The 22,501-nt window shown below is 69.0% G+C and carries 30 protein-coding genes; 12 read left to right on the top strand and 18 right to left on the bottom strand.

What is annotated here, in order from left to right; all coding sequences use genetic code 11:
• Genes C8D87_RS21570 through C8D87_RS21580 form a run of 3 tightly spaced genes read left to right on the top strand, consistent with a single transcriptional unit; the run spans position 1 to position 2,487 of the window.
• Entirely contained in the window at positions 1–1,848 is a 1,848-nt protein-coding gene (locus C8D87_RS21570; protein WP_112228092.1) for an HAD-IIIC family phosphatase, read from the top strand.
• Complete coding sequence (locus C8D87_RS21575; RefSeq protein ID WP_170155064.1) at positions 1,841–2,083, top strand: acyl carrier protein; 243 nt, start codon at positions 1,841–1,843, stop codon at positions 2,081–2,083. Before C8D87_RS21570 ends, C8D87_RS21575 begins: the two co-directional genes overlap by 8 nt.
• Positions 2,080–2,487: a VOC family protein gene (locus C8D87_RS21580; protein WP_109638486.1), complete on the top strand. Its 408-nt coding sequence runs from the start codon at positions 2,080–2,082 to the stop codon at positions 2,485–2,487. Before C8D87_RS21575 ends, C8D87_RS21580 begins: the two co-directional genes overlap by 4 nt.
• Here the strand turns inward: C8D87_RS21580 and map are convergent.
• Positions 2,469–3,290: a type I methionyl aminopeptidase gene (gene map, locus C8D87_RS21585; protein WP_112228093.1), complete on the bottom strand. Its 822-nt coding sequence runs from the start codon at positions 3,288–3,290 to the stop codon at positions 2,469–2,471. The two genes, C8D87_RS21580 and map, sit on opposite strands and share 19 nt — an antisense overlap.
• Before the next feature lie 148 nt (positions 3,291–3,438).
• Between map and C8D87_RS21590 the strand changes: the two genes are divergently transcribed.
• From C8D87_RS21590 to C8D87_RS21605, 4 genes are all read left to right on the top strand, one after another.
• A complete protein-coding gene (locus tag C8D87_RS21590; RefSeq protein ID WP_112228094.1) occupies positions 3,439–3,993 on the top strand; it encodes an EF-hand domain-containing protein in 555 nt (184 codons plus the stop codon).
• 37 nt (positions 3,994–4,030) lie between these two features.
• On the top strand, positions 4,031–4,318 hold the full coding sequence (locus tag C8D87_RS21595; RefSeq protein ID WP_109638489.1) for an antibiotic biosynthesis monooxygenase: 288 nt from the start codon (positions 4,031–4,033) through the stop codon (positions 4,316–4,318).
• A gap of 121 nt (positions 4,319–4,439) precedes the next feature.
• Positions 4,440–4,838: a hypothetical protein gene (locus C8D87_RS21600; protein ID WP_146771818.1), complete on the top strand. Its 399-nt coding sequence runs from the start codon at positions 4,440–4,442 to the stop codon at positions 4,836–4,838.
• Positions 4,839–4,903: 65 nt separating this feature from the next.
• Positions 4,904–5,374 (top strand): cupin domain-containing protein, encoded by a 471-nt coding sequence (locus tag C8D87_RS21605; protein WP_109638492.1) that lies wholly within the window; start codon positions 4,904–4,906, stop codon positions 5,372–5,374.
• Between the two features lie 22 nt (positions 5,375–5,396).
• On the opposite strand, the gene C8D87_RS21610 is transcribed toward C8D87_RS21605, so the two are convergent.
• Together C8D87_RS21610 and C8D87_RS21615 are read right to left on the bottom strand one after the other, a co-directional pair.
• A complete protein-coding gene (locus C8D87_RS21610; RefSeq protein WP_109638493.1) occupies positions 5,397–5,591 on the bottom strand; it encodes a ferredoxin in 195 nt (64 codons plus the stop codon).
• Between the two features lie 2 nt (positions 5,592–5,593).
• Positions 5,594–6,802: a cytochrome P450 gene (locus C8D87_RS21615; RefSeq protein WP_112228096.1), complete on the bottom strand. Its 1,209-nt coding sequence runs from the start codon at positions 6,800–6,802 to the stop codon at positions 5,594–5,596.
• A gap of 116 nt (positions 6,803–6,918) precedes the next feature.
• Here C8D87_RS21615 and C8D87_RS21620 point away from each other — a divergent pair, with 116 nt between their 5' ends.
• Positions 6,919–7,530, top strand: a complete 612-nt coding sequence (locus tag C8D87_RS21620) for a TetR family transcriptional regulator (protein ID WP_109638495.1) — start codon at positions 6,919–6,921, stop codon at positions 7,528–7,530.
• Here C8D87_RS21620 and C8D87_RS21625 read toward each other — a convergent pair whose 3' ends face one another.
• The gene (locus C8D87_RS21625; protein WP_112228097.1) at positions 7,531–7,848 is read right to left on the bottom strand and encodes a hypothetical protein; all 318 of its coding nucleotides are present in this window, start codon (positions 7,846–7,848) and stop codon (positions 7,531–7,533) included.
• Positions 7,849–7,959: 111 nt separating this feature from the next.
• Here C8D87_RS21625 and C8D87_RS21630 point away from each other — a divergent pair, with 111 nt between their 5' ends.
• On the top strand, positions 7,960–8,631 hold the full coding sequence (locus C8D87_RS21630) for a hypothetical protein (protein WP_112228098.1): 672 nt from the start codon (positions 7,960–7,962) through the stop codon (positions 8,629–8,631).
• 1 nt (position 8,632) lies between these two features.
• Here the strand turns inward: C8D87_RS21630 and C8D87_RS21635 are convergent, their stop codons facing one another.
• The 9 genes from C8D87_RS21635 to cysD form a co-directional block, all read right to left on the bottom strand.
• Positions 8,633–8,977: a hypothetical protein gene (locus tag C8D87_RS21635; protein WP_112228099.1), complete on the bottom strand. Its 345-nt coding sequence runs from the start codon at positions 8,975–8,977 to the stop codon at positions 8,633–8,635.
• Positions 8,978–9,005: 28 nt separating this feature from the next.
• Positions 9,006–9,500, bottom strand: a complete 495-nt coding sequence (locus C8D87_RS21640; protein WP_112228100.1) for an RICIN domain-containing protein — start codon at positions 9,498–9,500, stop codon at positions 9,006–9,008.
• A gap of 208 nt (positions 9,501–9,708) precedes the next feature.
• Entirely contained in the window at positions 9,709–10,149 is a 441-nt protein-coding gene (locus tag C8D87_RS21645) for a S8 family serine peptidase (protein ID WP_112228101.1), read from the bottom strand.
• A 55-nt stretch (positions 10,150–10,204) separates the two neighbouring features.
• Positions 10,205–10,678, bottom strand: a complete 474-nt coding sequence (locus C8D87_RS21650) for an SRPBCC domain-containing protein (RefSeq protein WP_112228102.1) — start codon at positions 10,676–10,678, stop codon at positions 10,205–10,207.
• A complete protein-coding gene (locus C8D87_RS21655) occupies positions 10,675–11,454 on the bottom strand; it encodes an SDR family oxidoreductase (RefSeq protein WP_112228275.1) in 780 nt (259 codons plus the stop codon). Before C8D87_RS21655 ends, C8D87_RS21650 begins: the two co-directional genes overlap by 4 nt.
• Positions 11,454–12,605 carry a sulfotransferase family protein gene (locus C8D87_RS21660; RefSeq protein ID WP_112228103.1) on the bottom strand — a complete coding sequence of 384 codons (1,152 nt, stop codon included), beginning with the start codon at positions 12,603–12,605 and terminating at the stop codon, positions 11,454–11,456. The genes C8D87_RS21655 and C8D87_RS21660 overlap by 1 nt, the downstream gene beginning before the upstream one ends.
• Positions 12,602–13,660 (bottom strand): DUF1214 domain-containing protein, encoded by a 1,059-nt coding sequence (locus tag C8D87_RS21665; protein WP_215732412.1) that lies wholly within the window; start codon positions 13,658–13,660, stop codon positions 12,602–12,604. Before C8D87_RS21665 ends, C8D87_RS21660 begins: the two co-directional genes overlap by 4 nt.
• Positions 13,661–13,718: 58 nt before the next feature.
• Positions 13,719–15,500, bottom strand: a complete 1,782-nt coding sequence (cysC, locus tag C8D87_RS21670; RefSeq protein ID WP_112228105.1) for an adenylyl-sulfate kinase — start codon at positions 15,498–15,500, stop codon at positions 13,719–13,721.
• Positions 15,500–16,387 (bottom strand): sulfate adenylyltransferase subunit CysD, encoded by an 888-nt coding sequence (gene cysD, locus C8D87_RS21675; protein ID WP_109638507.1) that lies wholly within the window; start codon positions 16,385–16,387, stop codon positions 15,500–15,502. Before cysD ends, cysC begins: the two co-directional genes overlap by 1 nt.
• A 72-nt stretch (positions 16,388–16,459) precedes the next feature.
• On the opposite strand from cysD, the gene C8D87_RS21680 reads away from it, so the two are divergent.
• From C8D87_RS21680 to C8D87_RS48645, 3 genes are read left to right on the top strand one after another with little or no spacing between them, the layout of a single operon-like run.
• Entirely contained in the window at positions 16,460–17,074 is a 615-nt protein-coding gene (locus C8D87_RS21680) for a TetR/AcrR family transcriptional regulator (protein ID WP_112228106.1), read from the top strand.
• Between the two features lie 57 nt (positions 17,075–17,131).
• Positions 17,132–17,263, top strand: coding sequence for a hypothetical protein (locus C8D87_RS48640; RefSeq protein ID WP_267899876.1), 132 nt, complete (start codon positions 17,132–17,134; stop codon positions 17,261–17,263).
• Positions 17,264–17,320: 57 nt separating this feature from the next.
• Entirely contained in the window at positions 17,321–17,443 is a 123-nt protein-coding gene (locus C8D87_RS48645; protein ID WP_267899877.1) for a hypothetical protein, read from the top strand.
• Here C8D87_RS48645 and C8D87_RS21685 read toward each other — a convergent pair.
• The 5 genes from C8D87_RS21685 to C8D87_RS21705 form a co-directional block, all read right to left on the bottom strand.
• Entirely contained in the window at positions 17,430–18,071 is a 642-nt protein-coding gene (locus tag C8D87_RS21685; RefSeq protein ID WP_112228107.1) for a hypothetical protein, read from the bottom strand. The two genes, C8D87_RS48645 and C8D87_RS21685, sit on opposite strands and share 14 nt — an antisense overlap.
• Before the next feature lie 56 nt (positions 18,072–18,127).
• On the bottom strand, positions 18,128–18,676 hold the full coding sequence (locus tag C8D87_RS21690) for a cysteine dioxygenase family protein (RefSeq protein ID WP_112228108.1): 549 nt from the start codon (positions 18,674–18,676) through the stop codon (positions 18,128–18,130).
• Between the two features lie 21 nt (positions 18,677–18,697).
• Positions 18,698–19,693, bottom strand: coding sequence for a YeiH family protein (locus C8D87_RS21695; protein WP_215732414.1), 996 nt, complete (start codon positions 19,691–19,693; stop codon positions 18,698–18,700).
• A gap of 74 nt (positions 19,694–19,767) precedes the next feature.
• Entirely contained in the window at positions 19,768–20,670 is a 903-nt protein-coding gene (locus tag C8D87_RS21700) for a LysR family transcriptional regulator (RefSeq protein ID WP_211337463.1), read from the bottom strand.
• Between the two features lie 114 nt (positions 20,671–20,784).
• Positions 20,785–22,500, bottom strand: a complete 1,716-nt coding sequence (locus tag C8D87_RS21705; RefSeq protein ID WP_112228110.1) for a S8 family peptidase — start codon at positions 22,498–22,500, stop codon at positions 20,785–20,787.
• Between the last annotated feature and the right edge of the window lies 1 nt (position 22,501).

Here is a 22,501-nt window from a genome sequence, read left to right on the forward strand (position 1 = left end):
ATGGACGTCCTGGCGAGAATCCGCCAACTCACCAAGCCCGGTGCCGCCGCCGACCCGGCGCTGCTGGCCGATCTGGCTTCCTTGACGGACCTTCCGGCGTTGCTCGAAGCCGGCCGGCTGCTCGCGAAGGTACCCGCTTCGCTGCTGGGGAAGCTGAAGCCGTTGCGGGTGGCCATCACCGGCACGTTCACCGCGTCCGGTGTGGCGCCGCTGCTGCGGGTCGCCCTGCTGGGCAAGGGAATCGCGCCCGAGATCCACGTGTCCGGCTTCGACCAGCTGGCCGTCGACCTGAGCAGTCCGTCGTCACCGCTCGCGGAGTTCGACCCGCAGGTGACCCTGTGCCTGCTGCACGACGACTGGTTCGTGCCGCGTGACTGGGACCCCGCCGACCCGGAGGGCTTCAGCGGGGCGGTGCGCTCACGCTGGTCGATGTTCGACAACCTCGTCGGCGGGTTCACCGAACGGTCCGGCAGCGCGGTTCTGGTGCACACCGTTCCGTTGTCGCCCATCGAGATCCGCGGAGTCGTGGCGTTCGACGGCCGTGCCGCGCTGGGTCGCGCGTGGCGTGACCTGAACAGCGACCTGCTCGGCATGGCGCTGCGCCGTGACCAGGTCCACGCGCTGGACCTGGAGGCCTACCTGGTGGACGCTCCTGCCCGGCTGCGCGACGAGCGGCTGTACCGCTTCGCCAGTGCGGCCTGGACGCCCGAGGTCGAGCACGTCTACGCCGCGGAGGCCGCGAACTTCTGCCGCGCGTTCATGGGCATGGCCAAGAAGGTTCTCGTGCTCGACCTGGACAACACGCTGTGGGGTGGCGTGGTCGGTGACGACGGCCCGAGCGGCATCCAGATCGGCCCGATGTACCCCGGCAACGCGTTCCGCGAGATGCAGCGCCGCGCGGTCTCGTTGCGCCGGCAGGGCGTCGTGCTGGCGTTGTGCAGCAAGAACGAGGCCGCGATCGTCGACCAGGTCCTGAACGAGCACCCGGACCTGGTGATCCGGCCCGCCGACATCGCGGCCCGCGCGGTCAACTGGCAGCCGAAGGACCAGAACATCCGGGCGCTCGCGGCTCAGCTGAACCTCGGCCTGGACAGCTTCGTCTTCGCCGACGACAGCACGTTCGAGACCGAGCTCGTCCGCGGCTCGATCCCCGAGGTCACCGTCGTGCACCTGAACGGCGACCCGGCCGATCACGTCGCCGCCGTGCAGCGGGCTGGTTCGTTCGACGTGCTGACGACGACGGCCACCGACCGCTCCCGCACCGAGCTGTACAAGGCCCGCGCCGAACGCACGTCGTTCGCCGAGTCGTTCGGCACGGTGGACGACTACCTGCGCAGCCTGGAGATCACCGTGACGGTGCGGGAGGCCGACGAGTTCAGCCTGCCGCGGCTGGTCCAGCTCGGCCAGCGCACCAACCAGTTCAACATGATCGGCCGCTCGCACCCCGAGGCCCGGACGCGCGAAATGGCCGCTTCCGACGACTGCCTGGTGCTGGTCTTCGAGGTGGCGGACCGGTTCGGTGCCCAGGGAATCGTCGGCGGTGTCTGGGTTTCTCGTCGGGACGACCACTGGCTCATCGAGAACTTCGTGATGAGCTGCCGCGTCTTCACCCGCGGCGTCGAGCACACCGTCGTCCAGCACATCGTCGACCGCGCCGCGTCTGCAGGGGCATCGCGCCTGGAGGCCGACTTCGCCGCCACGGACCGCAACAAGGCCGCGGCCGCGTTCTACCCGGAGGCCGGCTTTTCGCTGACCGATGGCCGTTACACACTGCCGGTCGTGCCGCGGCCGCAGATCAGTCCTGATTGGACCACTCTCGTCGTCGACATGGAGCACGCTGATGTCTGAGGTTTTCGTGGAAGTGGCCGGCCTGGTCGGCCAGGTGACGGACCTGCCGGTCGAGGAGATCTCGGCCGACTCGCGGTTCGACTCGCTCGCCAACTGGACGAGCTACGAGGCCCTGCGCCTGCTCACCGGCATCGAGCAGCGCTTCTCGGTGCGCCTCGACCTGCAGGAGTACTTCGCCCTCAAGGACGTCGGCGGTCTCGTCGCCGCGGTGTCCTCGGCTCAGGTGAAGCCGTGATCCTGCGCATCGACCACGTGGGCGTGGTGACAGCCGACCTCAACGCTTCGTTGGCGGTCATGGACATGAAGTGCACCTACTCCGACGACGTCTCGGCCTATGGCGTGGCAACCTCGTTCTGGCAGTGCCCAGGCGACACGACGTCGATCGAGCTGGTGGCCCCGGTCCGTGCCGATGCCGCGGTGCACGGCCACCTGGCACGGCTCGGCCCCGGCCTGAACCACGTGGCGTTCGAGGTGGACGACATCGACGCGGACCTGGCGGCACTGCAGGACCGCGGCGCGATCCTCGTCGACGAGAAGCCGTGCCAGGGCGGCCGGCCGGGCCTGCGGGTGGCGTTCGCCCACCTCGGCCCGGCCACCGGCCTGCTGGTCGAGCTCGTCGACTACGGCAACCGGGCCTGAGGCTGTTCGGAGGCCTCCTCGTGAGGCCTCCGCTCGTTCGGCCGCCGGGTCAGCACGAGCGGCCCGTCCTCGGTGATCGCGACGGTGTGCTCCGAGTGCGCGGTGCGCGACCCGTCGGCGGACCGGAGCGTCCAGCCGTCCTCGTCGAAGACGATCTGGTCGGTCGTGGCGGCCAGCCACGGTTCGATCGCGATGGTCAGGCCGGGCCGCAGCTTCATGCCGTGCCCGCGCCTGCCGTTGTTCGACACGTGCGGCGCCTCGTGCATGGTCCGCCCGATCCCGTGCCCGCCGAACTCGAGGTTGGGCGTGTACCCGAACTCCGCTGCGACCTCCCCGATGGACGCCTCGATGTCGCCCATTCGGTTGCCGGGCCGCGCGGCCTCGATCGCGGCCTCCAACGCCACCTCGGTGGCGCGGATGAGGTGCAGATCCGCCTCGCGCGGCGTGCCGACGACGATGGACATGGCCGAGTCCGCCACCCACCCGTCGATGCTGACGGCGATGTCCATCGTGAGCAGGTCCCCGTCCTGCAGCACGTAGCTCTTCGGCAGCCCGTGCAACACCGCGTCGTTGACCGACAGGCAGATGACGTTGCGGAACGGGCCGCGCCCGAACGACGGCGAGTAGTCCCAGTAGCAGGACTCGGCGCCGCGCTCCTGGATCATCCCGCGCGCGTGGTGCTCGAGGTCGAGCAGGTTCACGCCGACCGCGGCCACTGTGGAGAGCTCCTCGAGCAGCTCTCCGACGAACTGGCCGGTGACGTGCATGCGCTCGATCTCGCGCGGCGACTTGAGTTCGATCAACGTGATCCTCCGTAGGCTGGTGCCGGTATAACTATACCGGATCACGCTTGGAGGCCGGACAACGTCACGGCCCTAGCGGCTGAACAACATCACCTGGGCGGGCGACGTGGTTTGCGCTCACCCGCGCCACGTCTCCACAGTGCCGGGCATGAAGCAGGTGCTGCAGCACAGGATCGACTCGACCTTCGTCCACTACGACGTCAACCGCAACGGCGTCATCGAGCTGGCCGACATCTATGCGCTGGCCAACCGGCTGCTGCAGGCGTTCGGTGAACCGGCGTCCTCCGAGCGCGGCAGGGAGCTGGTCGACGCGTACGACAGGTTCTGGGAGGTGCTGGTCGAGCACTGCGACGCCGACCGCGACGGGCGGATCGGGCCCGCGGAGTACCGGGAGGCGATGATCTCGGCGTTCGTCGAGGCCGGGTCGTTCGACGCGGACTTCCTGGAGGTAGTGCAGTCGTTGCTGGACATCGCGGACACCAACGGCGACGGGCGGGTGGACGTGGGTGAGTTCCAGGTGTTGCTGAAGGCTCGTGGGCTGAGCGAGGAGGAGTGCGGGCTGGCCTTCGTGCACCTCGACACCGACGGCGACGGGGCCATCAGCGTGCAGGAATACGTTGCGGCCGTGCGGGACTTCTACACGAACCCCGCAGGGGACACCCCCGGTAGCTGGTTGTACCCCACGTCGTTGCAGCTCACGTGAACTGGTTTTAGTCAGCAATTATGACTATCATGAAATAGTGACTACTACGGTGGAGCTGACCCGCTTCCGGGTGCTGCCCGGAAAGGTCGACCAGTTGCTGGCCGCCCGGCCGGGCATGATCGCCGACTTCGAGGCCGACCGCGAGGGATTCCTCGGCGCACGGCTCGTGCGGCTGCCCAACGACGAATGGCTCGACATCGTCGAGTGGCGTTCGTCGGCGGACTACGCCGCTTCCAGTGCGAAGGGCGCGAACCTGCCCGGCATCAAGGCCTTCTTCGACGCCATCGACTCGCTCGTGAGCGCGGAGGAAGGCGTGTTGCCGTGATTCGCCGAGCCGGGGCCTGGCGTGACCAGGCTCCGTGCCCGAACTGGACGCAGCGGAAGCTCGACGCTTCCAGCGGTGAGCCATAACCCTTTTGGGACCGGACGGCGACATCAAGGATGACGTGCTCAACATGGCGTTCCGCAACTCGTGTCTGAACTGGGTGCCGGCGAAGGGGGCGCCGAAGATCGAGCCGAAGAACCGGGTCGGCTGCTACGGCGCGCACGACACGGAGTACCTGGACTCGGTCCTCGCGAACGGCGACATCGAGAAGGACGTGCCCTATCCCGGCGCCGAGGAGCTGACGAAGATCGGCGGCACCGGGTGCACGCGCACGTTCCTGTCGGACAAGGTGACCGGCCAGGACAAGGAGAAGACGCTGCGGTACTGGGTGATCATCCCCACCGCCGAGGCGTGGAAGGTGAAGACCAACAACGGTTACCGCCACTCCGACCGGCTCATCTACTGCTTCGTGGGCAAGGCGGACGGGTCGAAGCTGACCGAACCTCTCCTGAAGAACTGATTCCTGTCACATCCGCGCCCGCGATTTGGTCAAGTAGGCAGGAACCCGACGAGAGGATCAGCAGCGTGTCCTATCCCGAGAAGGTGTACTTCGGCGAGACCGGCGAGGTCAATGCGAACTTCCGCCCGGCGAGCACCCCCGTCGACACCGGCCGGCCCGAGCACGGCATCCACTACCTGGCGACCACCGAGACCACGCGCGGCGAGTTCGGGCTCTACCGGGTCGTCATGAGGCCGAAGGCGGGCGGGCCGAGCACGCACTTCCACCGCACGATCTCGGAGTCGTTCTTCATCCTCAACGGCACCGTGCGCCTCTACAACGGCGACAAGTGGATCGACGCGGAGCAAGGCGACTTCCTGCACGTGCCGCAGGGCGGTCTGCACGCCTTCCGCAACGACTCCGACGCACCGGCCGAGATGTTGTTGCTGTTCACGCCGGGCGCGCCGCGTGAGGAGTACTTCGAGAAGCTGAGCAGCGTCGCGAAGGAGGATCTCACCGCGTTCCGCCTCAAGCACGACTCGTACTTCGTCGACTGACCGCACGCGGCGCGCCCCGCAGTCAGTCCTCCACCAGGATCGCCCCTGCCGGGCACACCGCCGCCGCGTGCCGCACGTCAGCCGAGCGGGCCTGGGGCGGGCTTGCGTCCAGCAGGTCCACCAGCCCGTCGGAGTCCCGCTGGTCGAACACGTCGTCCGCGGCCAGCACGCACTGGCCGGACCCGACGCACTTCTCCTGGTCAACCACGACCTTCACGTCTACCTCCAGGTGACGGGCAGCTCGGCGACACCACCGGTGAGCGTGGCGCGGACCTGCAGCTGGTCGATGTCCTTGGCCAGGCGCAACGCGGGCAGGCGGCGGGCCAGCGCGGAGAACACGACGCGCAGTTCCGTGCGGGCGAGCGACGCGCCGATGCAGAAGTGGGCGCCGTGGCCGAACCCGAGGTGTGTCCTTTCCGGACGGTCCGGGTTGAAGGTCTCGGCGTCGGAGTAGACCGAGGCGTCGCGGTTGGCCGCGTTGATCGACAGGACCAGCGCGTCGCCGCGGCGGATCGTCACGCCGGCGATGTCGACGTCCTCGCGCGCGTACCGCAGCAGGCCGAGGTCGCCGGGCGCGCCCAGGCGCATGATCTCCTCGACCACGGCGTCGACGTGGCCCTCCGGGTCGGCGACCAGCTCGTCCCAGCGTTCGCGGTTGGTCATCAGGAACAGCACGCCGAGGCCGATGCGGTTGACGGTCGTCTCGTGGCCCGCGAACAACAACCCGACGCAGAGCCGGACCATTTCCGCGTAGTCGTACGACGGGTCCTCGCTCTGGGCACGGATCAGGTCGGAGATCACGTCCTCGCCGAGCTGCGGGCGCTTGGTCTCGACGAGTCCCACCATGTAGCGGAAGAACTCCTCACGGGCCTGGTGGGCCTCCTCGCCGATCGCGGTACCGGCCATGCGCTCGGACAGCGAGGCGAAGAGCTCGTGGTCGGCCTCCGGCACGCCGAGGAGCTGGCAGATCATGGCCACGGGCAACGGGAACGCGAGCCCGGAGTGCAGGTCGACCACACCGGCGGCATCGTGCTCCGCGGTCAGCTGGTCCAGGTAGCCGTCGACCAGCAGGTCCATGTGATCGGACAGCATCCGCATGCGCTTGGCGGAGAACGCCGGGGTCAGCAGGCGGCGCATGCGCGCGTGGTCGGCCTCCTCCGTCTCGTACTCGCCGGTCGGCCCGTCCTGCACGGCGGCGGTGGAGATGCGCGACGCACGTTCCGGTTCCGGGTGGGAACGGCCGAAGCGCTTGTCGCCCAGCAGGAGACGGACCTCCTCGTACCGGGTCACGAGCCAGGCGGGGTCACCCGCCGGTGTCGTGACGGGCGCGATCGGAGCTTCTCGGCGCAGCACTTCGTAGAGAGGGGCGAGGTCGAGGACGTTCGGCCTCGCCAGCGGCAGCTGCAGGCGCTCAGCGTCAATGCTCATGCACCGACCGTAGCGCTTTATGGCACTCACTGCCATAAAAGTTTCGACGGGTGGCGTGCTTAAATCGCCCGATGACGGACGTTGCCACCGAAAAGCCTCGCCGAGGACGGCCGCCGGTGAGCGACGAGCAACGTCAGCGGCAGCGCCTCGACATCTCGCGCCACGCGGTGCGGTTGTTCGCGGAGCAGGGCGTCGCCGCGACGTCCGGGGAGCAGATCGCCCAGGCCGCCGGCGTCTCCGAGCGCACGTTCTGGCGCTACTTCCCGCACAAGGAGAGCTGCGTCGAGCCGTTGCTCACCAAGATGGTCGACGCGTTCTGCGTGGTGCTGCGGGCGTGGCCGCCGGAGCTGGAGCTGATCGACCACCTGCGCGAGGCCTACACGCCGGTGCTGGACTCGGCGAGCGACGAGGACGTCGAGGCCGTGCTCGAGGTGGTGCGGCTGACCCACGGCGAACCCGCGTTGCGCGCCGCCTACCTCATGCTCCGCGAACGGGCGGAGGACGCGCTGGCGGACGTGCTCGCGAAGCGGCTGGACCTGCCGCCCACGGCGATCGAGGTGAAGGTCCAGGCCGCCGCCATGAGCGCCGTGCTGAAGGTGGCGACCGACGACGTCGCCCAGGCCTCGGTCGAGGGCGTCACGCAGGCAGGACTCGACGGGCATCGCGAACAGCTGGCCACGACGCTCAGCCTCGTGCTGCGCTGCCTCTCTCAGGCCGCCGCCGGGTGATCAGGCGGGGTTCCAGCCGGCGAGCGCCCAGAGGAACACCGTCACCAGCACCACCACGATCACCAGTCCGGTCGCGCCCGCCCAGGCCAGTCCCGAGCCGATCGACCGCCACGGGTTCGGAGCGGCGGTCCTGACCGCCACGCCTGCCAGCGCCGAGCCGAGGGCGATCCAGACGAACGTGTACGCGTACTCGCCGCCCTGCCAGCCGATCGGCTCCAGGAAGTCGTGCAGGAAGGCGACGACGGTCAACACGAGCAGGATCACCGGGACGGCGAAGCCTGCCAGCGCGGCGACCCGGCCGCGGTCGAGTTCGGTCATGCTTCGAGCTTGCTCGCCCGGCCGCGCCAGCGGCATCAGTACAACTACGCACCCTCGCATCGGACCGTGGTCCGATGTGAGCAACGCTCGGGCTTCCTAGCGTTGCGGGGCATGAGGGTTCTCGCACTGGGGATCGGTCCGCTGGTCTGGTTCGCCGCACTGCTCGTGCGGCATCTCGGGGTGGAGACGGCAGGGTTCACCGTGGCGGAACGGGCGCGCTTCGACGCCGAACCGTTCGCCGCGCCAGGGCAACTGGCCGCGTACGCGCGACAGCCGGAGCTGGTCACGGCCGGGTACGCGTTGTTCGCCCTTGCGTCGATCCTGTTGTGCGCCACCGTGATCGTGTTCGCGCGGGAGATCGGCGGCCGCCTCGCCTTCGCCGGTGGAGCGGTGCTGGTGGCGTCGCTGTTCGCGCGGCTGTACTTCTCCGGCATCGACCTGACGGCCTTCGTGCTGGTCGACCGGATGGGACTGGACCGGGCCGCATCGTTCGTGATGGAGTCCTATGTGGACCTCTCCTACGGGCTGTGGCGGGTTCCGGTGGCGGCGTCGGCGGGGTCGATCGTGGGCGCGGTGCTGCTCGCGATCGGGGGGTGGCGTGCCGGAAAGCTCGGTGTGGTGCCGTGTTTCCTGCTGCTGTCGTTCGGATGGGTGTTCATGGGCGTGCTGAAAGAGGCCACGCTGATCACCGTGCTGCACGGGGGCGTGGCGGCGGTGGTGTTGTTCGGATGGTGGACGGTGGGCGGGCGCTCTCTCGCCTGGCCGGCGAGAGAGCGCCGCTAGATCACCACCAGCTGGAGCAACGCCCGCTCAGGCTGTCGCAGAGGCGGAAGGCGATCTTCGAGACGTCCGAGTAGCTGCCCGAGAAGCTCGAGTTCCTCACCGAGCCGTCCTCGGAGCGCTGCAGATAGGTGTGCGAGGGCAGCGACGACGGACCGTCGGTCCACCACCTGCCGTCGTAGTCGTTGCCGTCCCAGACCCACGACTTGCACAGTGGCAGCGTGCCGCCTTCCGGGCCGCGCAGGTCGGTGCACTGCTGGGCGGCAGACGCGGGGGAGGCGGCGAAGACGATCGCACCGGCGACGGTTGCGACGACGACGCCGATTTTCTTGGCAGCGTTGAGAAGCATGATGTGGCCCCAGTTCCGGTGAGAGAGATCAGGCGTCGATGATGCGGGCGTCGAAGTACCAGCCTTGCTCGCCGCCGCCGTTGGCCGACCACTGCACGATCTTGGCGCCGTTCGCGGTGCTGCCGCCGCCGGAGACCGACGCGACCTTGCCGCTCTTGCCGTTGTACAGATAGCCGCTCGAGCGGTGGTCCCAGGACTGCTCGGGCTCGCCGTTGCAGGTCCACTGGATCAGCTCGGCGCCGTTGGCCGTGCTGCCGCCGCCCGAGACCGAGAGGCACTTGCCGCTCTTGCGGTTCTTCAGCTGGCTGCCGGACCAGTACCAGAGCTGCTCACCGCCGTCGTTGCAGCTCCACTGGATGACGTTGGCGCCGTTGGTGGTGCTGCCGCCGCCCTCGACGGACATGCACTTCTCGCTCTTGAAGTTCACGATGTTGTAGTAGGTCGCCGCGCTGGCCTGCGGAGCCATCGCCGCGGTGAGACCGACAGCCGCCAGTGCGGCGAAAACCGTTCTGCTGTAACGCAAATCGCACCCCAGTGTGATCGGTCGGGTCGAGCGACCCGTGATTGCGACGTTACAAACGTCATCAGGGGTGATCCAACACCAGCTGATCAAGTTCGCCTGGACTTCATTTCCCCTTCATCTCGGTGATCACCGGCTGGAGCCCGGCTCGCCCGTGTTCGACCGCCTGAAATCAGCCGGTCCCGGCGACTCGTCGCCGGGACCGGCCGAATCAGACTTCGCGTCCGCCCGTCAGTTCCCCGACCGCGTCGAACGCGGACTGCTCCGTGGCGATCATCGTTGCCGCGATCTTGCCGGCGACGGTCGTCGCCGCGAACGAGGTGCCCGTCCACTGGGCGGTTCCTTCGAACACGACGGGGTTGCTCGGCGGTTCGATGCAGCCCATCGGCACCGTGTACTTGACACCTCCGCACACGGAGGTGCTCAGCACCTGCTCGCCGAGCTCGAACAGGTCGATCCACTCGGCGTCCCGCGGGTTGAAGTCGGACGGGGCCCCGTTCCTGCCCACCGACCCCACGGCGATGACTCCGTCGCAGGCGGCGGGGAGGCCGGGCCGGTTGTTCTGCCCGACGCCCTTGACGGCGTCTTGCCGCCCGTGGTTGCCCGCCGCGGCGACCACGACGACCTTGTTGCGCAACAGGTCCCGCCACACCGGTGAGCACTAAGGATCCGAGTGCGGACTGGCCTGTCGTCGCGACCGGTTCGGTTCAGCCGCCGGGAAACCCGTCAGGTTCCAGCTGAACGACGTGCACCCGGTCGCGCAGGGCGTGCGCGACCGAGTCGAATCCCTTCTTGACGTACTCGCCCTGTGCCGCGAACACCGCCTCGGCGTACTCGCCGGTGAACGTCTCGAACGTGCGGTAGCTGCACCGGCCGGGGCCGAGGGGGGTGATCACCTGGTCGCGCGTGCCGAGCAGGCCGGGGAACGTGTCACCGGTGTCGTAGCGCAGCAACCGCGGCGGCTCGACGACGCGGATGTACTCGCGGCTGACCCACGTGCCCTCGCTCCCGTCGGGCTTGGGCAGCGTGAGGTCGATCGGCGAGCCGACGGCCAGGGTCGTGTCCACGGCCAGGGTGTACGGATTCCACTGTGGATAGTTCGGATAGTCCAGCAGCACGCCCCAGACGAGCTCGGCGGGTGCCTCGATCTCCACGGTGACCGACTCGATGAGGTAGCTCATGCCGGCATGTACTCCCCGCCGTTGACGTCCAGGACCGCACCGGTGACCTCGGAAGCGCACCGGGACAACAGGAACAGCACCGCGCCCGCGCAGGCTTCGTCGGTCGGGATGCGGCCGAGAGGGTTCCGCGAGGCGATCTCGTCGTACACGTCCTGCTCGCTCACCCCGCGCGACTCCGCGGTGAACTTGAGGTAGAACCGCACCCCCGGACCGTCGAGCCACCCCATGATCGCCTGGTTCGCGCGGATGCCGTGCTGGCCGAGTTCCAGCGCGAGGAACTGGGTAGCGGTCGCCATGGCCGACTTCGCCACCGCGTAACCGGCCTCGCCGCGCATCGGTTTGCGGGTGGTCATGGTGCCGATGTTGACGATCGAACCGTGCCCGGCCGCCTTCATGTGCGGCACGACTTCGCGAGTCACGTTCAACGCGCCGTACAGGATGATGTCCATCGACCGGCGGATCGCCTTCTCCGGTGTCTCCAGCAGGTCGAAGAAACCGGGATGCCCGAACGCCGAGTTCACCAGCCCGGTGATCTTCCCGAACCGGTCGACCGCGGTCGAGACCAGGTGCGCGACCTCCTCGGGCCTGCGGACGTCGCACTGCACACCGACGGCCTCGCCACCGGCCGCCGTGACGTCCTTCTCCACCTGCTTCATCACGTCGGCTGAGCGGGCGGCCATCACGACCTTCGCGCCCTCGGCGGCGGCGCGGGTGGCGAGCTTCGAACCCAGGCCGGGGCCGACGCCGGTGACCACCACGACCTCGTCTTGCAGCATCACAGGTAGACCTCCGAGTAGAAGGCGAAGTCGCGGTGCAGCTGGTCCTCGGACAGCCCGAAGTCCGTTGGCGCGTAGGAATGTGAGCCGTGCCGTTCGGTGCGGTTCTGCGCCAGGTAGGCCTCGAACGCCGCGTCGTCGGCGGGGCCGGCGGGCAGGCCCAGCGCGTCGAGCACGTTGCGGGCGACCTCCACGGGTTTGCTGACGGTGTCGGCGAACCGCACGTCCACGAACCGGCCGGGGCGCGCCTCCCTGGCGGAGGCGAAGTCCTGCAACGTCCTGGCGAACCGGCGAGACCAGTACTGTCCGATGCGGACCGGGTCGACGCTTTCGCTGTACTGCGACGACATCGCGCGCACCATCGAGGCGTACGACGGCACGGCGTTGGCGGGCGAGCGGTGCGTCATCACGATCTTGCAGCCGGCGAACGTGTCGAACACGGTGTCGACCGCGGTCAGGTGGTGGGGTGACTTGAGCACCCACGGGCGTCCGGCGCGAGCGGGGTTCTGCCACTGCAACACCTGCAGCCACTCGCGCAGCTCGGCGTAGGCCTTCGACTGATCGGCGGAGCGCAGCCAGTCGCCGTACGAAGGCACCCAGTAGAACGAGTCGTAGCTCATCGATACGAACGTCCGGTCGAGCAGGATCACGTCCTCCTCCGGCCCGTCCCACACGACCGTGTGCAGGTCGCCGAAGTCGGGGGAGAGCTGCGCGAACATCTGCATGCGCTCCTGGGCGCGGCGTTTGCGCACCGCCGCGTCCGGCCCCTCGCCCGGGAACGGGATCGGGTAGGCGACCTCCCACGACAGCGTCGAGGTGACCTGGGGTGACGCGGCCAGCAAACGGTGCAGCAGGGTCGATCCGGTGCGCGGCAGACCGCAGATCTCCGCGGCCACGCGCACTTCCTCGTCCAGCACCGCCGGGTGTTCGCGTTGCCACGCGCGCAGCCGCAGCCGGTCGCAGAGCAACGCGGTCAGCCGGTGCCTGGTCAGCTCGAAGCCCGGCGGTGACAGCGCGGCCTCGGTGTTGAGGCTCGTCACGAGCACGTCCAGCGGTTCGCGGAACCAGTCGTCACCGAAGTCCGAGAGCCCTGTCTTCGCGCGGGCCTTGTCCATCAGCTCCGGGACGTTCAGCGCGGTCGTGACCGTCATCGAATCTCCTCCAGGGAAACCACGCGGCACTTGGGGATCGGGTGTTCGGAGGCGCCGAGCCAGCGCAGCAACGCCGTGCCGGAGCGGTGCCCGCACGTGTCGATCCAGTTCGCGACGCCCGGATCCCGTTCCGCCACCACGATCGTCAGCCGGCCGTCCGCGTCCAGGACGGCGGTGTGCTTGTTCACGGTGATCCTGCGGTGGTGGTCGAGCGACTCCATCCACCAGTTGCCGAGCTGGAAGTTCCAGTACGGGCACTCGGGCACGTCGGTCTCGATCACCCACGCCTCGCCGGGGCGCAGCGTCCAGTACCCGTGCAGGTAGAAGATCTCCGGATCGCCACCGGCGCGCTGGAACATCTCCTGGCCGAAGTCGGGGAGCTCGTTGGGGCGCGCCATGAACGTACGCGTCCAGTGCGCGAACGTCGCCGCTGTCCCGTGCACGGACAGCGCCGCCCGTTGCAGCGCCTTCGCCAGGAACTCGGGGGTGAGCTCCGCGGGTTCGGCCGGTCCGCCGATCTGTTCGACGTGCCATTCGCCCGGCTGTTCGGTCGTGCGGTCGAGATAGGTCTGGCGCACCACCAGGCCGGTCGAGTCCGGGGCCAGCGGAAGCCAGTTGGTGCCCTGGCGGACCGCACTCGCGATGATCTCCACCGTGCCGTCCGGCTCGATCACCAGGTCGGCGTCGGACAGCTCGCCGGTGGACGCCATCGTGCCGTCCTTGGCGTACCGGTTTGCCTTGGAGCCGATGCTGAAGTACGCGATGCTGCCGCGTGTCCCGGTGATCCGGTAGGTGCGGTCACCGCGGATGTTCGCGGACAGGTAGACGTTGTCCGGGTTGTCCGCGCCGATCTTCACCAGGTCGAGCTGGTGGAACCGGGGGAAGTCGGGATCGGCGTTGTCCAGGCAGGAGTACAGCATCTCGCGGGTCAGCCTGGCGAGGTACCGGTAGCCCTCCGCGCGGTCGAGCGGGGTGTCCGGTGCCCCGTCCGCGCAGATCACCTCACCGGCCTTCTCCAGCGCCCGGCAGAACTGCGACCACGCCTGATCCGGCACGGAACCCTCCCGAATTTAGAACGTGTTCTAGCTGAACATACCGGATTCTGGACAACGTTCAACAGATGCCGAGCGCGCGCAGTCTGGCCACCACGACCTCGGCGGCCTGCTCGGGGCTCAGCGCCGTGGTGTCGAGCCTCACCTCGGGGTTCTCCGGTGGTTCGTAGGGCGAGTCGATGCCGGTGAAGTTCGCCAGCTCGCCCCTCCGGGCCCGTGCGTAGAGGCCTTTCGGGTCCCGCTGCTCGGCGACCTCCAGGGGCGTGTCCACGAAGACCTCGCAGAACTCGTTTTCGGCGACCAGGCTCCGTGCCAGCGCCCGCTCGGCCCGGAACGGCGAGATGAACGAGACGAGCACGATCAGCCCGGCGTCGACCATCAGCGCGGCGACTTCGGCGATGCGCCGGATGTTCTCGACGCGGTCGGCGTCGCTGAAGCCGAGGTCGGAGTTCAGCCCGTGCCGGACGTTGTCGCCGTCCAGCAGGAACGTGTGCCTGCCGTCGGCGTGCAGGGCCTTCTCGACCAGGTCGGCGATCGTGGACTTGCCCGCGCCGGACAAGCCGGTCAGCCACACCACGCACGGCCGGTGCCCGTTGCGTTCGATCCGCGCCTGCTTGTCCACGGTCAGCGTCTGCCAGCGCAGGTTCGGCGACCGCAGCGCGAAATCGATCATCCCCGCGCCGACCGTGGCGTTCGTCAGCCGGTCGAGCACCACGAACGAGCCCAGGTCGCGGTTGGTGCGGTAGCTCTCGAACGGCACCGGCGCGTCGAAGTGCACGCTGTCGACGCCGATCTCGTTGAGCTGCAGAGCTTTCGTGGCGGTGAATCCGTGGGTGCGCGCGCCGATCTTGGCGAGGTACTGCCTGCCGGGCAACAGGCCGGCCTCGTTCAGCCACACCAGATGCGCCTGGAACGTGTCGGCCACCCTCGGCGGGTCCGCTGCCGAGGCCAGCAAGTCACCGCGGCTCGCGTCCACGTCGTCGGCTAGCACGACCGTGACCGACGATCCCGCGAGGGCCTCAGTCAAGTCGCCGTCCATCGTGACGATCCGCTCCACAGTGGATGCACGGTCACCGGGCAACACCCGGACTTCATCGCCTTGGCGCAAAGTCCCTCGCAGCACCCGCCCGGAGAAGCCGCGGAACGTCCTGTCCGGCCGGTTCACCCACTGCACGAGGAACCGGGACGGCCCGTTCTCCTCGGGGGTGACGACCACCGACTCCAGCCACTGCAGCAGGGTTTTCCCGTCGTACCAGGGCGTCAGCTCGCTGTGCCCGACCACGTTGACGCCCTCGGTCGCGGACATCGGCACACAGGTGATCTCCGCGAAACCCAGGTCGGCGGCGAACTCCGTGAACTCGAAGCACACCTTCTCGAACGCCTCCCGCGAGTAGCTCAGGAGATCGAGCTTGTTCACGGCCAGTGCGACATGCCGAATGCCCAGCAACGACACGATGCGGGCGTGCCGGCGCGTCTGGCTGAGCACACCTTTGCCCGCGTCGAGCAGGATCACCGCGGCATCGGCGGTGGACGCGCCGGTGACCATGTTGCGCGTGTACTGCTCATGCCCTGGTGTGTCCGCGACGATGAACCTCCGCGCCTCCGTGGAGAAGAACCGGTACGCGACGTCGATCGTGATGCCCTGCTCGCGTTCGGCGGCAAGCCCGTCCACGAGCAGCGCGAAGTCCAGCTCACCGCCACGCGTCCCGACCCGCCGGGAATCGGCTTCGAGCGCGGCGAGGTGGTCCGCGTACAGCAGCTTCGACTCGTACAGCAGCCTGCCGATCAGCGTGCTCTTGCCGTCGTCGACGCTGCCGCAGGTGATGAACCGCAGAAGTTCCATCAGAAGTAGCCTTCCCGCTTCTTGCGCTCCATCGACCCGCTCTGGTCGTGGTCGATCAGCCGCCCCTGCCGTTCGGACGTGGTCGCGGCCCGCATCTCCTCGACGATCTCCGCGACCGTCCGCGCCTCGCTGCGCACCGCACCGGTCAGCGGATAGCAACCCAACGTGCGGAAACGGACGAGTTCCTGGCGCGGAGGTTCGGACAGCGGCATCCGGTCGTCGTCGACCATGATCAGCATGCCGTCGCGGTCGACGACCGGCCGCTGGGCGGCGAAGTACAGCGGCACCACGGGAATCCGCTCGCGCTCGACGTACCGCCACACGTCCAGCTCGGTCCAGTTGGACAGCGGGAACACCCTGATGCTCTCGCCGGGTGCGACCCGCGTGTTGTAGAGCCGCCACAGCTCCGGCCGCTGGTTCTTCGGATCCCACTGGTGCTGCGCGGTCCGGAACGAGAACACCCTTTCCTTGGCGCGGGAGGCTTCCTCGTCCCGCCGCGCGCCGCCGAACGCGACGTCGAACCGGTGCTCGTCGAGCGCCTGGCGCAGTCCCTGGGTCTTCCAGAGGTCGGTGTGCCGGGCGGAACCGTGGTCGAACGGGTTGATGCCGAGCGCCACGCACTCCGGGTTGCGGTGCACGATCAGCTCCAGCCCGAGCTCAGCGGCCGTCCGGTCGCGGAACTCGATCATCTCCCGGAACTTCCACGTCGTGTCTACGTGCAGCAACGGAAACGGCGGCTTCGACGGGTAGAACGCCTTGCGTGCCAAGTGGAGCAGCACCGAGCTGTCCTTGCCGATCGAGTACAGCAACACCGGTCGCTCGCTCTCCGCGACCGCCTCGCGGAAGATGTCGACGCTGTCGGCTTCGAGCCGGTCGAGGTGGTCCACGCACCGACGGTAGCAACGAACCTGAACAACGTTCAATATGCTTTTGAACGTTGTTCAACCTAGGATCCCGCTGTGAGCACCGAGCAAACGGCCTGGGGTGACGCGGAAGGCAGGCGGCGGGACATCCTGTCGTCGGCCGAGCTGATCCTCGAACAGAGCGGCTACGCGGGTCTGACCATGCGCGCGATCGCGGTGGGCGCCGGCGTCAGTTCCGGCACCGTGTACCAGTACTTCTCCGGCAAGGAGGACGTGTTCGCGGCGCTGATGGAACGGCGGCTGGACGAGCTGCAGCACACGCTCGCGAACGTCGACAGGAGCCTCGGCATCGCGGGTGTGCTGCGCGAGATCGAGCCCCAGGTCACCGAGCTGTGGCGGCGGTTCGGGCGGTCGGCGGCGCAATGGGAGGCGAAGGTGCTCTCCGGCGGCCGCAGGGGCAAGGAGATCACCGGGTCCGCGCAGGACTACCGCAAGACGATCAAGGCGCTCGCCAGGGCGCTGAGCGAGACCGCGGCGGCGAGCGGCCAGACGCTGATCGACGACCCGGCGCTGCCGCACTGGGTGTGGGACTCGCTGATCGGGCTGGCGGACGACCTGCTGCTGCAGGGCGCACGCAGCAACCGGGTGAAGCCGGGGCGCCTCGTCGAGTTCGCGACCGGTGCGATCGAACGGGGTGTCATCGCCCGGTGACGAGTGAGTCCAGCGTGGCGCCGCCGTGCTCGCCGTAGTACTGGCGGGAACCGTCGTGTGGTCGGCTTGGTCGGCTTGGTCGGGTCTGTCGACCTGCTGCTGCAGGGCGCACGCAGCAACCGGGTGAAGCCGGGGCGCCTCGTCGAGTTCGCGACCGGTGCGATCGAACGGGGTGTCATCGCCCGGTGACGAGTGAGTCCAGCGTGGCGCCGCCGTGCTCGCCGTAGTACTGGCGGGAGCCGTCGTGTGGTCGGCTTGGTCGGGTCTGTCGGCCTGCTGCTGCAGGGCGCACGCAGCAACCGGGTGAAGCCGGCGCGCCTCGTCGAGTTCGCGACCGGTGCGATCGAACGGGGTGTCATCGCCCGGTGACGAGTGAGTCCAGCGTGGCGCCGCCGTGCTCGCCGCAGTGCCGGCGGGAGGCGTCGAGCGTGGCCGGCTTGTCCGCTTCGTCGGGTCTGCCGACCTGACCGAAGAGCCGTCTCAGCAGCTCGACCTGTTCGTCGAGGCCGACGCGCAGGAAGTCGCTGCAGGTGGAACGGACGGTGAGCCGGTCGTCCCGCGGCATCAGGTCCAGCGGTCCGGTCACGAAGAGCAACGCGACGACGATCGCCAGGCCGAACGCGATCACGGCGCCACCGGACGAGCTCTTCCGCGGCGCGAGCCAGGTCCGAGCCTGCTCGACGAACGGTTCCGGCTCGGCGAGGGCGGTGTCGATCCAGAACTCGACGCTGTCGCCGCCCGCCAGGTCGAACTGGACGTGACCTGCGACGAACATGATGCGGACGACCTGTTTTCGCTCGTAGGAACCCGTCCAGAAGGGGGCGGGCCGCACGAGCACGAGCCGGTCGGGCAGCAGGTACACGACGTCGCGCTCGCCGCGGGCGAGTCGCTCGGTCTGGCCTGGCTGTACCACCGTGCCCGCCAGCCGGGCCAGCACCTGGTCGTGTTCGTGCGCGCCGAGAGCCGCGGAGGCCGTCGACCACAGATCGGGTTCCACGACCGTGCTATCGCTCCGAGCGTGGACCTTGGTTAGCCGCCGGGCCGATGTTCGTCTTAATGGCTCTCGTCACGTGGCCGGGGCACGACCGGAAGGTCGTACCTGCGCCGGATGCTGGTGCCGAGCACGCCGATGTCGGCTCCGTAGACGTGGATCGAGATCGCCACCGACGACGAGTTGTTGCGGACCTTGTGGATGTCGCCCGGCGGCACCAGGTACGACGCCACGCCTTCGGGGGTCCGGTTCACCCGCAACGGGATCAGCCCGTTGCCCGCGAGCCGGTAGGTGGTCTCTTCTTCTTCACCGACGTACGTGCCGACCACACACCACGACACGTGGTCGTGGATGCACGTTTCCTGACCCGGCAGCCAGACCAGGGCGACGACCGAGAAGCTGCCGTCCGGCTCGACGTGCAGGACGTGCTGGCGGTAGTGGTTCGGGTCGGGTTCCCGGTGGTCGCGGTCCAGCAGGCCGCGGTCGGCGAGATGGCCGGTCAGGGCCCTGGCGACGCGTGCGGCGACGGTGGCGTCGTCACCTCCGGCGGTCACGGCTTCACGGATGTCGCCGACCAGGAGTGCGGCGGTGGGGGAGAGCAGACGAGGCATGGCGGTGACTCCTTCGCTGGGTCACGTGATCAACAGAGCGCCGGCCAGCGCCACCGCGGCGATCAGGACCGTGGACAGCAGGCCCAGCGTCAGCGCGGGCAGGCCGGAGCGGACGAGAGAGCGCAGGCGCACGGCCGTGCCCAGGGCGAACATGCCGGCGGCCAGCAGCAGGTTGTCCACGAACGTCGCGAGCGACAGCACCGCGTCCGGCAGGACGTCAGTGGCGCGCACGGCGGCCGCGACCAGGAATCCCACGACGAACAACGGCACGATCGGCGGGCGCTTGCCGGCGTCCGGGAACCTGCGGCGTTCGCTGATGCTCACCGCGGCGAGCATCGGGGCCAGCAGCACGACCCTGGTCAGCTTCACCGCGACCGCGATGGCGAGCGCGCCGGTGACCGGTCCCGCGGCGGCGACCACCTGGGCGACCTCGTGGACGCTTCCGCCTGCCCACACCCCGTAGCCGGCGGGGGACAGGCCGGTGAGCGGGTGCAGCGCGGGCAGGCTGAACATCGCCACGGTGCCGAAGAGGGTGACGAGGCCGAGCGCCCTGGCGACGTCCTCCTCGTCCTGCTCCCGCACGCCGTTCATGGCGGCGACGGCCGACGCGCCGCAGATCGAGAACCCGGTGGCGATCAGCAACGACAGCCCCTCGCCCACGCCGAGCACCCTGCCGAGCCAGCGCGTCACGGCGAACGTCACCACCACGGCGACGACCGCCAGCGCCAGCACCTCGTAACCGAGTGCCAGCACGTCCCTGACCACGAGCTTCAGCCCGAGCAGCACGATGCCGAGGCGCAGCAGCCGCCGTCCGGCGAGCTTGAACCCCGGGCTGAGCGACGCGGGGAGACGCACGACGTTGGCCACGACAGCGCCGAGCAGCACCGCCACGGTAAGCGCACTGACAGAGGGCAGCATCCAGGCGGCGAACATCGCGACGGTGACACCACCGGCGACCACGGTCAGGCCGGGTACCGGTGAGTCGGTCGCGCGCGGCGTTGTCCGGATGCTGCCCATGACAGCAACCATGACCCCGGTGATCTATGGGCAGAAGAGGCCCATTCCTTGGGTGGGTATAAGTCGTGCTTATGTCAGGCGGTGGCCGCCGCCGTGACCATGGCGTCCACCGTGGCGCGCATCAGCGGCAGGCGGATCAGGTCGGGCCACGTGTAGAGGGCGGTCTCCCGTTCCGCGCTGGACTCCACCTCGACCGTGGTCAGGCCGGGGTGCTGCAGGAACGACAGCAGCAGCCGGGGCACGAGCGCGACGCCCAGCCCTGCGGTGACGAGACTCTGGATGGCCAGGTTGTCGTCGGTGGAACAGGTGATGTCGGGGGCGAAGCCGGCTTCGGCGCAGGCGTCGTGGAGGGCGCGCTGGCAGCGCGGGCACCCGGCGATCCAGCGTTCGCCCTCGGTCTCGGCGAGCGACACCCGTTCGCGACCGGCGAGCCGATGCCCGGCCGGCAGCAGCAACGCGAGCGGCTCCCGCATGAGCGGCACGCGCAGCATCCCGGCGACGGCGGCCTCGTCCTGCGGCTCACCGCGGTAGCTGAAGCTGATCACCACGTCGGCCGTGCCGCTGCGGAGCAGGGCGAACGACTCCGGCGGCTCCTCCTCGACCAGTTCGAGCCGCAGCTGGGGACGTTCCTTCGCGAGAATGGCCGCCGCGACCGGCACGAGCGAGACGTTGGCGCTGGGGAACGCGCAGATGCGGATGGTACCGATGTCGTGCATCGCGATCGCGCTGATCTGCTGGTGCGTCGCGGCCAGCTGGTCCAGCAGTGCGGTGCCGCGCTCGGCGAGGATGCGGCCGGCCTCGGTGAGAGTCAGCCCGCGGCCGGTGCGGACGAACAGCGGCCCGCCCACGTGCCGTTCCAGTGCCCGCATCTGCTGGCTGATCGCCGGCTGGGTGCAGTGCAGCTCCCGTGCGGCCGCGCTGAACGAGCCCGTCCTGGCGACGGTCGCGAACACCTCCAGCTGGCGGGTATCGAGCACTTCCGCACCATATGCCTGATCGGCCGCCCGCGATGGACGGCCGATCAGGTGGGTGTTCTCAGAAGGTCGGCCGAGCTGACCGCGAACTCGCCCGATCAGGTTCGGGCGACGCCATCAGAAGGTCAGTTTCCAGGAGTTGATGTAGCCGGTGTCGACGCGGGCGACGTCCTGCACCTGCAACTTCCAGGTGCCGTTCGCGACCTCGCTCGACGCGTTGACCGTGAACGTCTGCACGACGTTGTCGGCGCTGTCGTTGCTCGAGTTCTGCAGCCGGTACGCCGTGCCGTCCGGGGCGATCAGGTCGATGACCAGGTCACCGCGGTACGTGTGCACGATGTTGACGTCGACCTTGAGCGTGGCCGGGGCGTTGCCCGCCACACCCGAGACAGTGATCGAGCTGCTCACGGCCGTGCCGGCGTCCGGGATGGCGACGTCGGCGGTGTTCTCGAACGAGTTGCCGGGAGGCGTGCCGGTGTCGACCGCGGCGAACGCGTCGACGCGGCCCTCGCCGAAGAAGTTGTTCTTCGCCGTGGTGCCGGAGCACCGGGTGTCGGTGCAGCTCAGGTCGTCGGCCTGGGTGGCGAGCAGCTGACGCAGCTGCGCCGGGGTGGCCGTGGGGTTGACCGACTTCAGCAGTGCGGCGACACCCGCGACGTGCGGGGCGGCCATCGACGTGCCGTCCTTCGAGCCGTACCCGCCGCCGGGGACGGTCGAGTAGACCCTCTCACCCGGCGCCGCGACGTGGACCTTGTCGGTGCCGTAGTTGGAGAACAACGACTTGCTGTTGGTCGAGCCGATCGACGAGACGCTGACGACGCCGGACACCTCGGTCGGCACGCTCAGGCACGCGTTGGTGACGTTGCGCGTGACCACAGTGGAGTCGTTGGGGCTCTTGGTGTCGCGGGTCTTGTTCGCGAGGTTGTAGTTCTCGTTGCCCGCCGCGGCCACGTTCAGCACGCCCTTGCCCTCGGCGTAGGCCACGGCGCGCTTCACGCCCTCCAGGATGGCGTCCTGGTCGGCGTTGTCCGGGCAGTTGAACAGCCACGGGTCGGTGTAGTAGCTGTTGTTGGTCACCTCGAAGCCGCGGTCACCGGAGAAGACCATGGCGCAGATGGTGTTCTCGGGGAAGAAGTACCCGGACGGCTTCTCCGCGATGCGCACCGAGGCGATCTTCACGCCCGGCGCCACGCCGACCACGCCGCGCCCGTTCTTGGCCGCCGCGATCGTGCCCGCGACGTGCGTGCCGTGGGTGTCGGTGTCCCGCCACGAACCCGCGCGGGTGTCGAGCTTGCCGTAGGCGCAGGACGCGGAGTTGGCCGCGTCGAAGTTCGCCTTGAGGTCGTCGTGCAGGTCGTCGACCCCGGTGTCGAGCACGCCGACCGTCACGGTCGCCGACCCCTGGTTGACCGCCCACGCCTTGTCGGCGCCGATCTGCGTCATGTCCGAGCGCAGGGGCTCGGACGTGGCCGGGCCGACCCGCGTCGGCTCGACCGGGAACGGCAGGCTGGCCGCCTCGGCCGGGATGTCCGACGTGCGGGTGGCGCCCACCTTCTGCACACCGGTGACGGCACGCATCCGGCTCGCGAAGTCAGCCGCACCCGAGTGCGCGACGATGACGCCGATCGCGTCGTACGTGGCCCAGACCGTGCCGCTGTTGCTCGTGATCGCCGACGTGGCACCGCTCGTGGCGCCCGGCGCCGTGATGACCAGGTACGAGCGCGTGCCCGCGAGCGGCGCCGCGGCGGCGGGGGTGGCCGCCACCAGGACACCGGCGCCCACGGCCGCGGCGATGACCGCGGCGCGCAGGCGTGATCGTGAACGCAAGAACACT

Origin of the sequence: Lentzea atacamensis, from assembly GCF_003269295.1 — a bacterium.
GTDB classification, from domain to species: Bacteria; Actinomycetota; Actinomycetes; order Mycobacteriales; family Pseudonocardiaceae; genus Lentzea; species Lentzea atacamensis.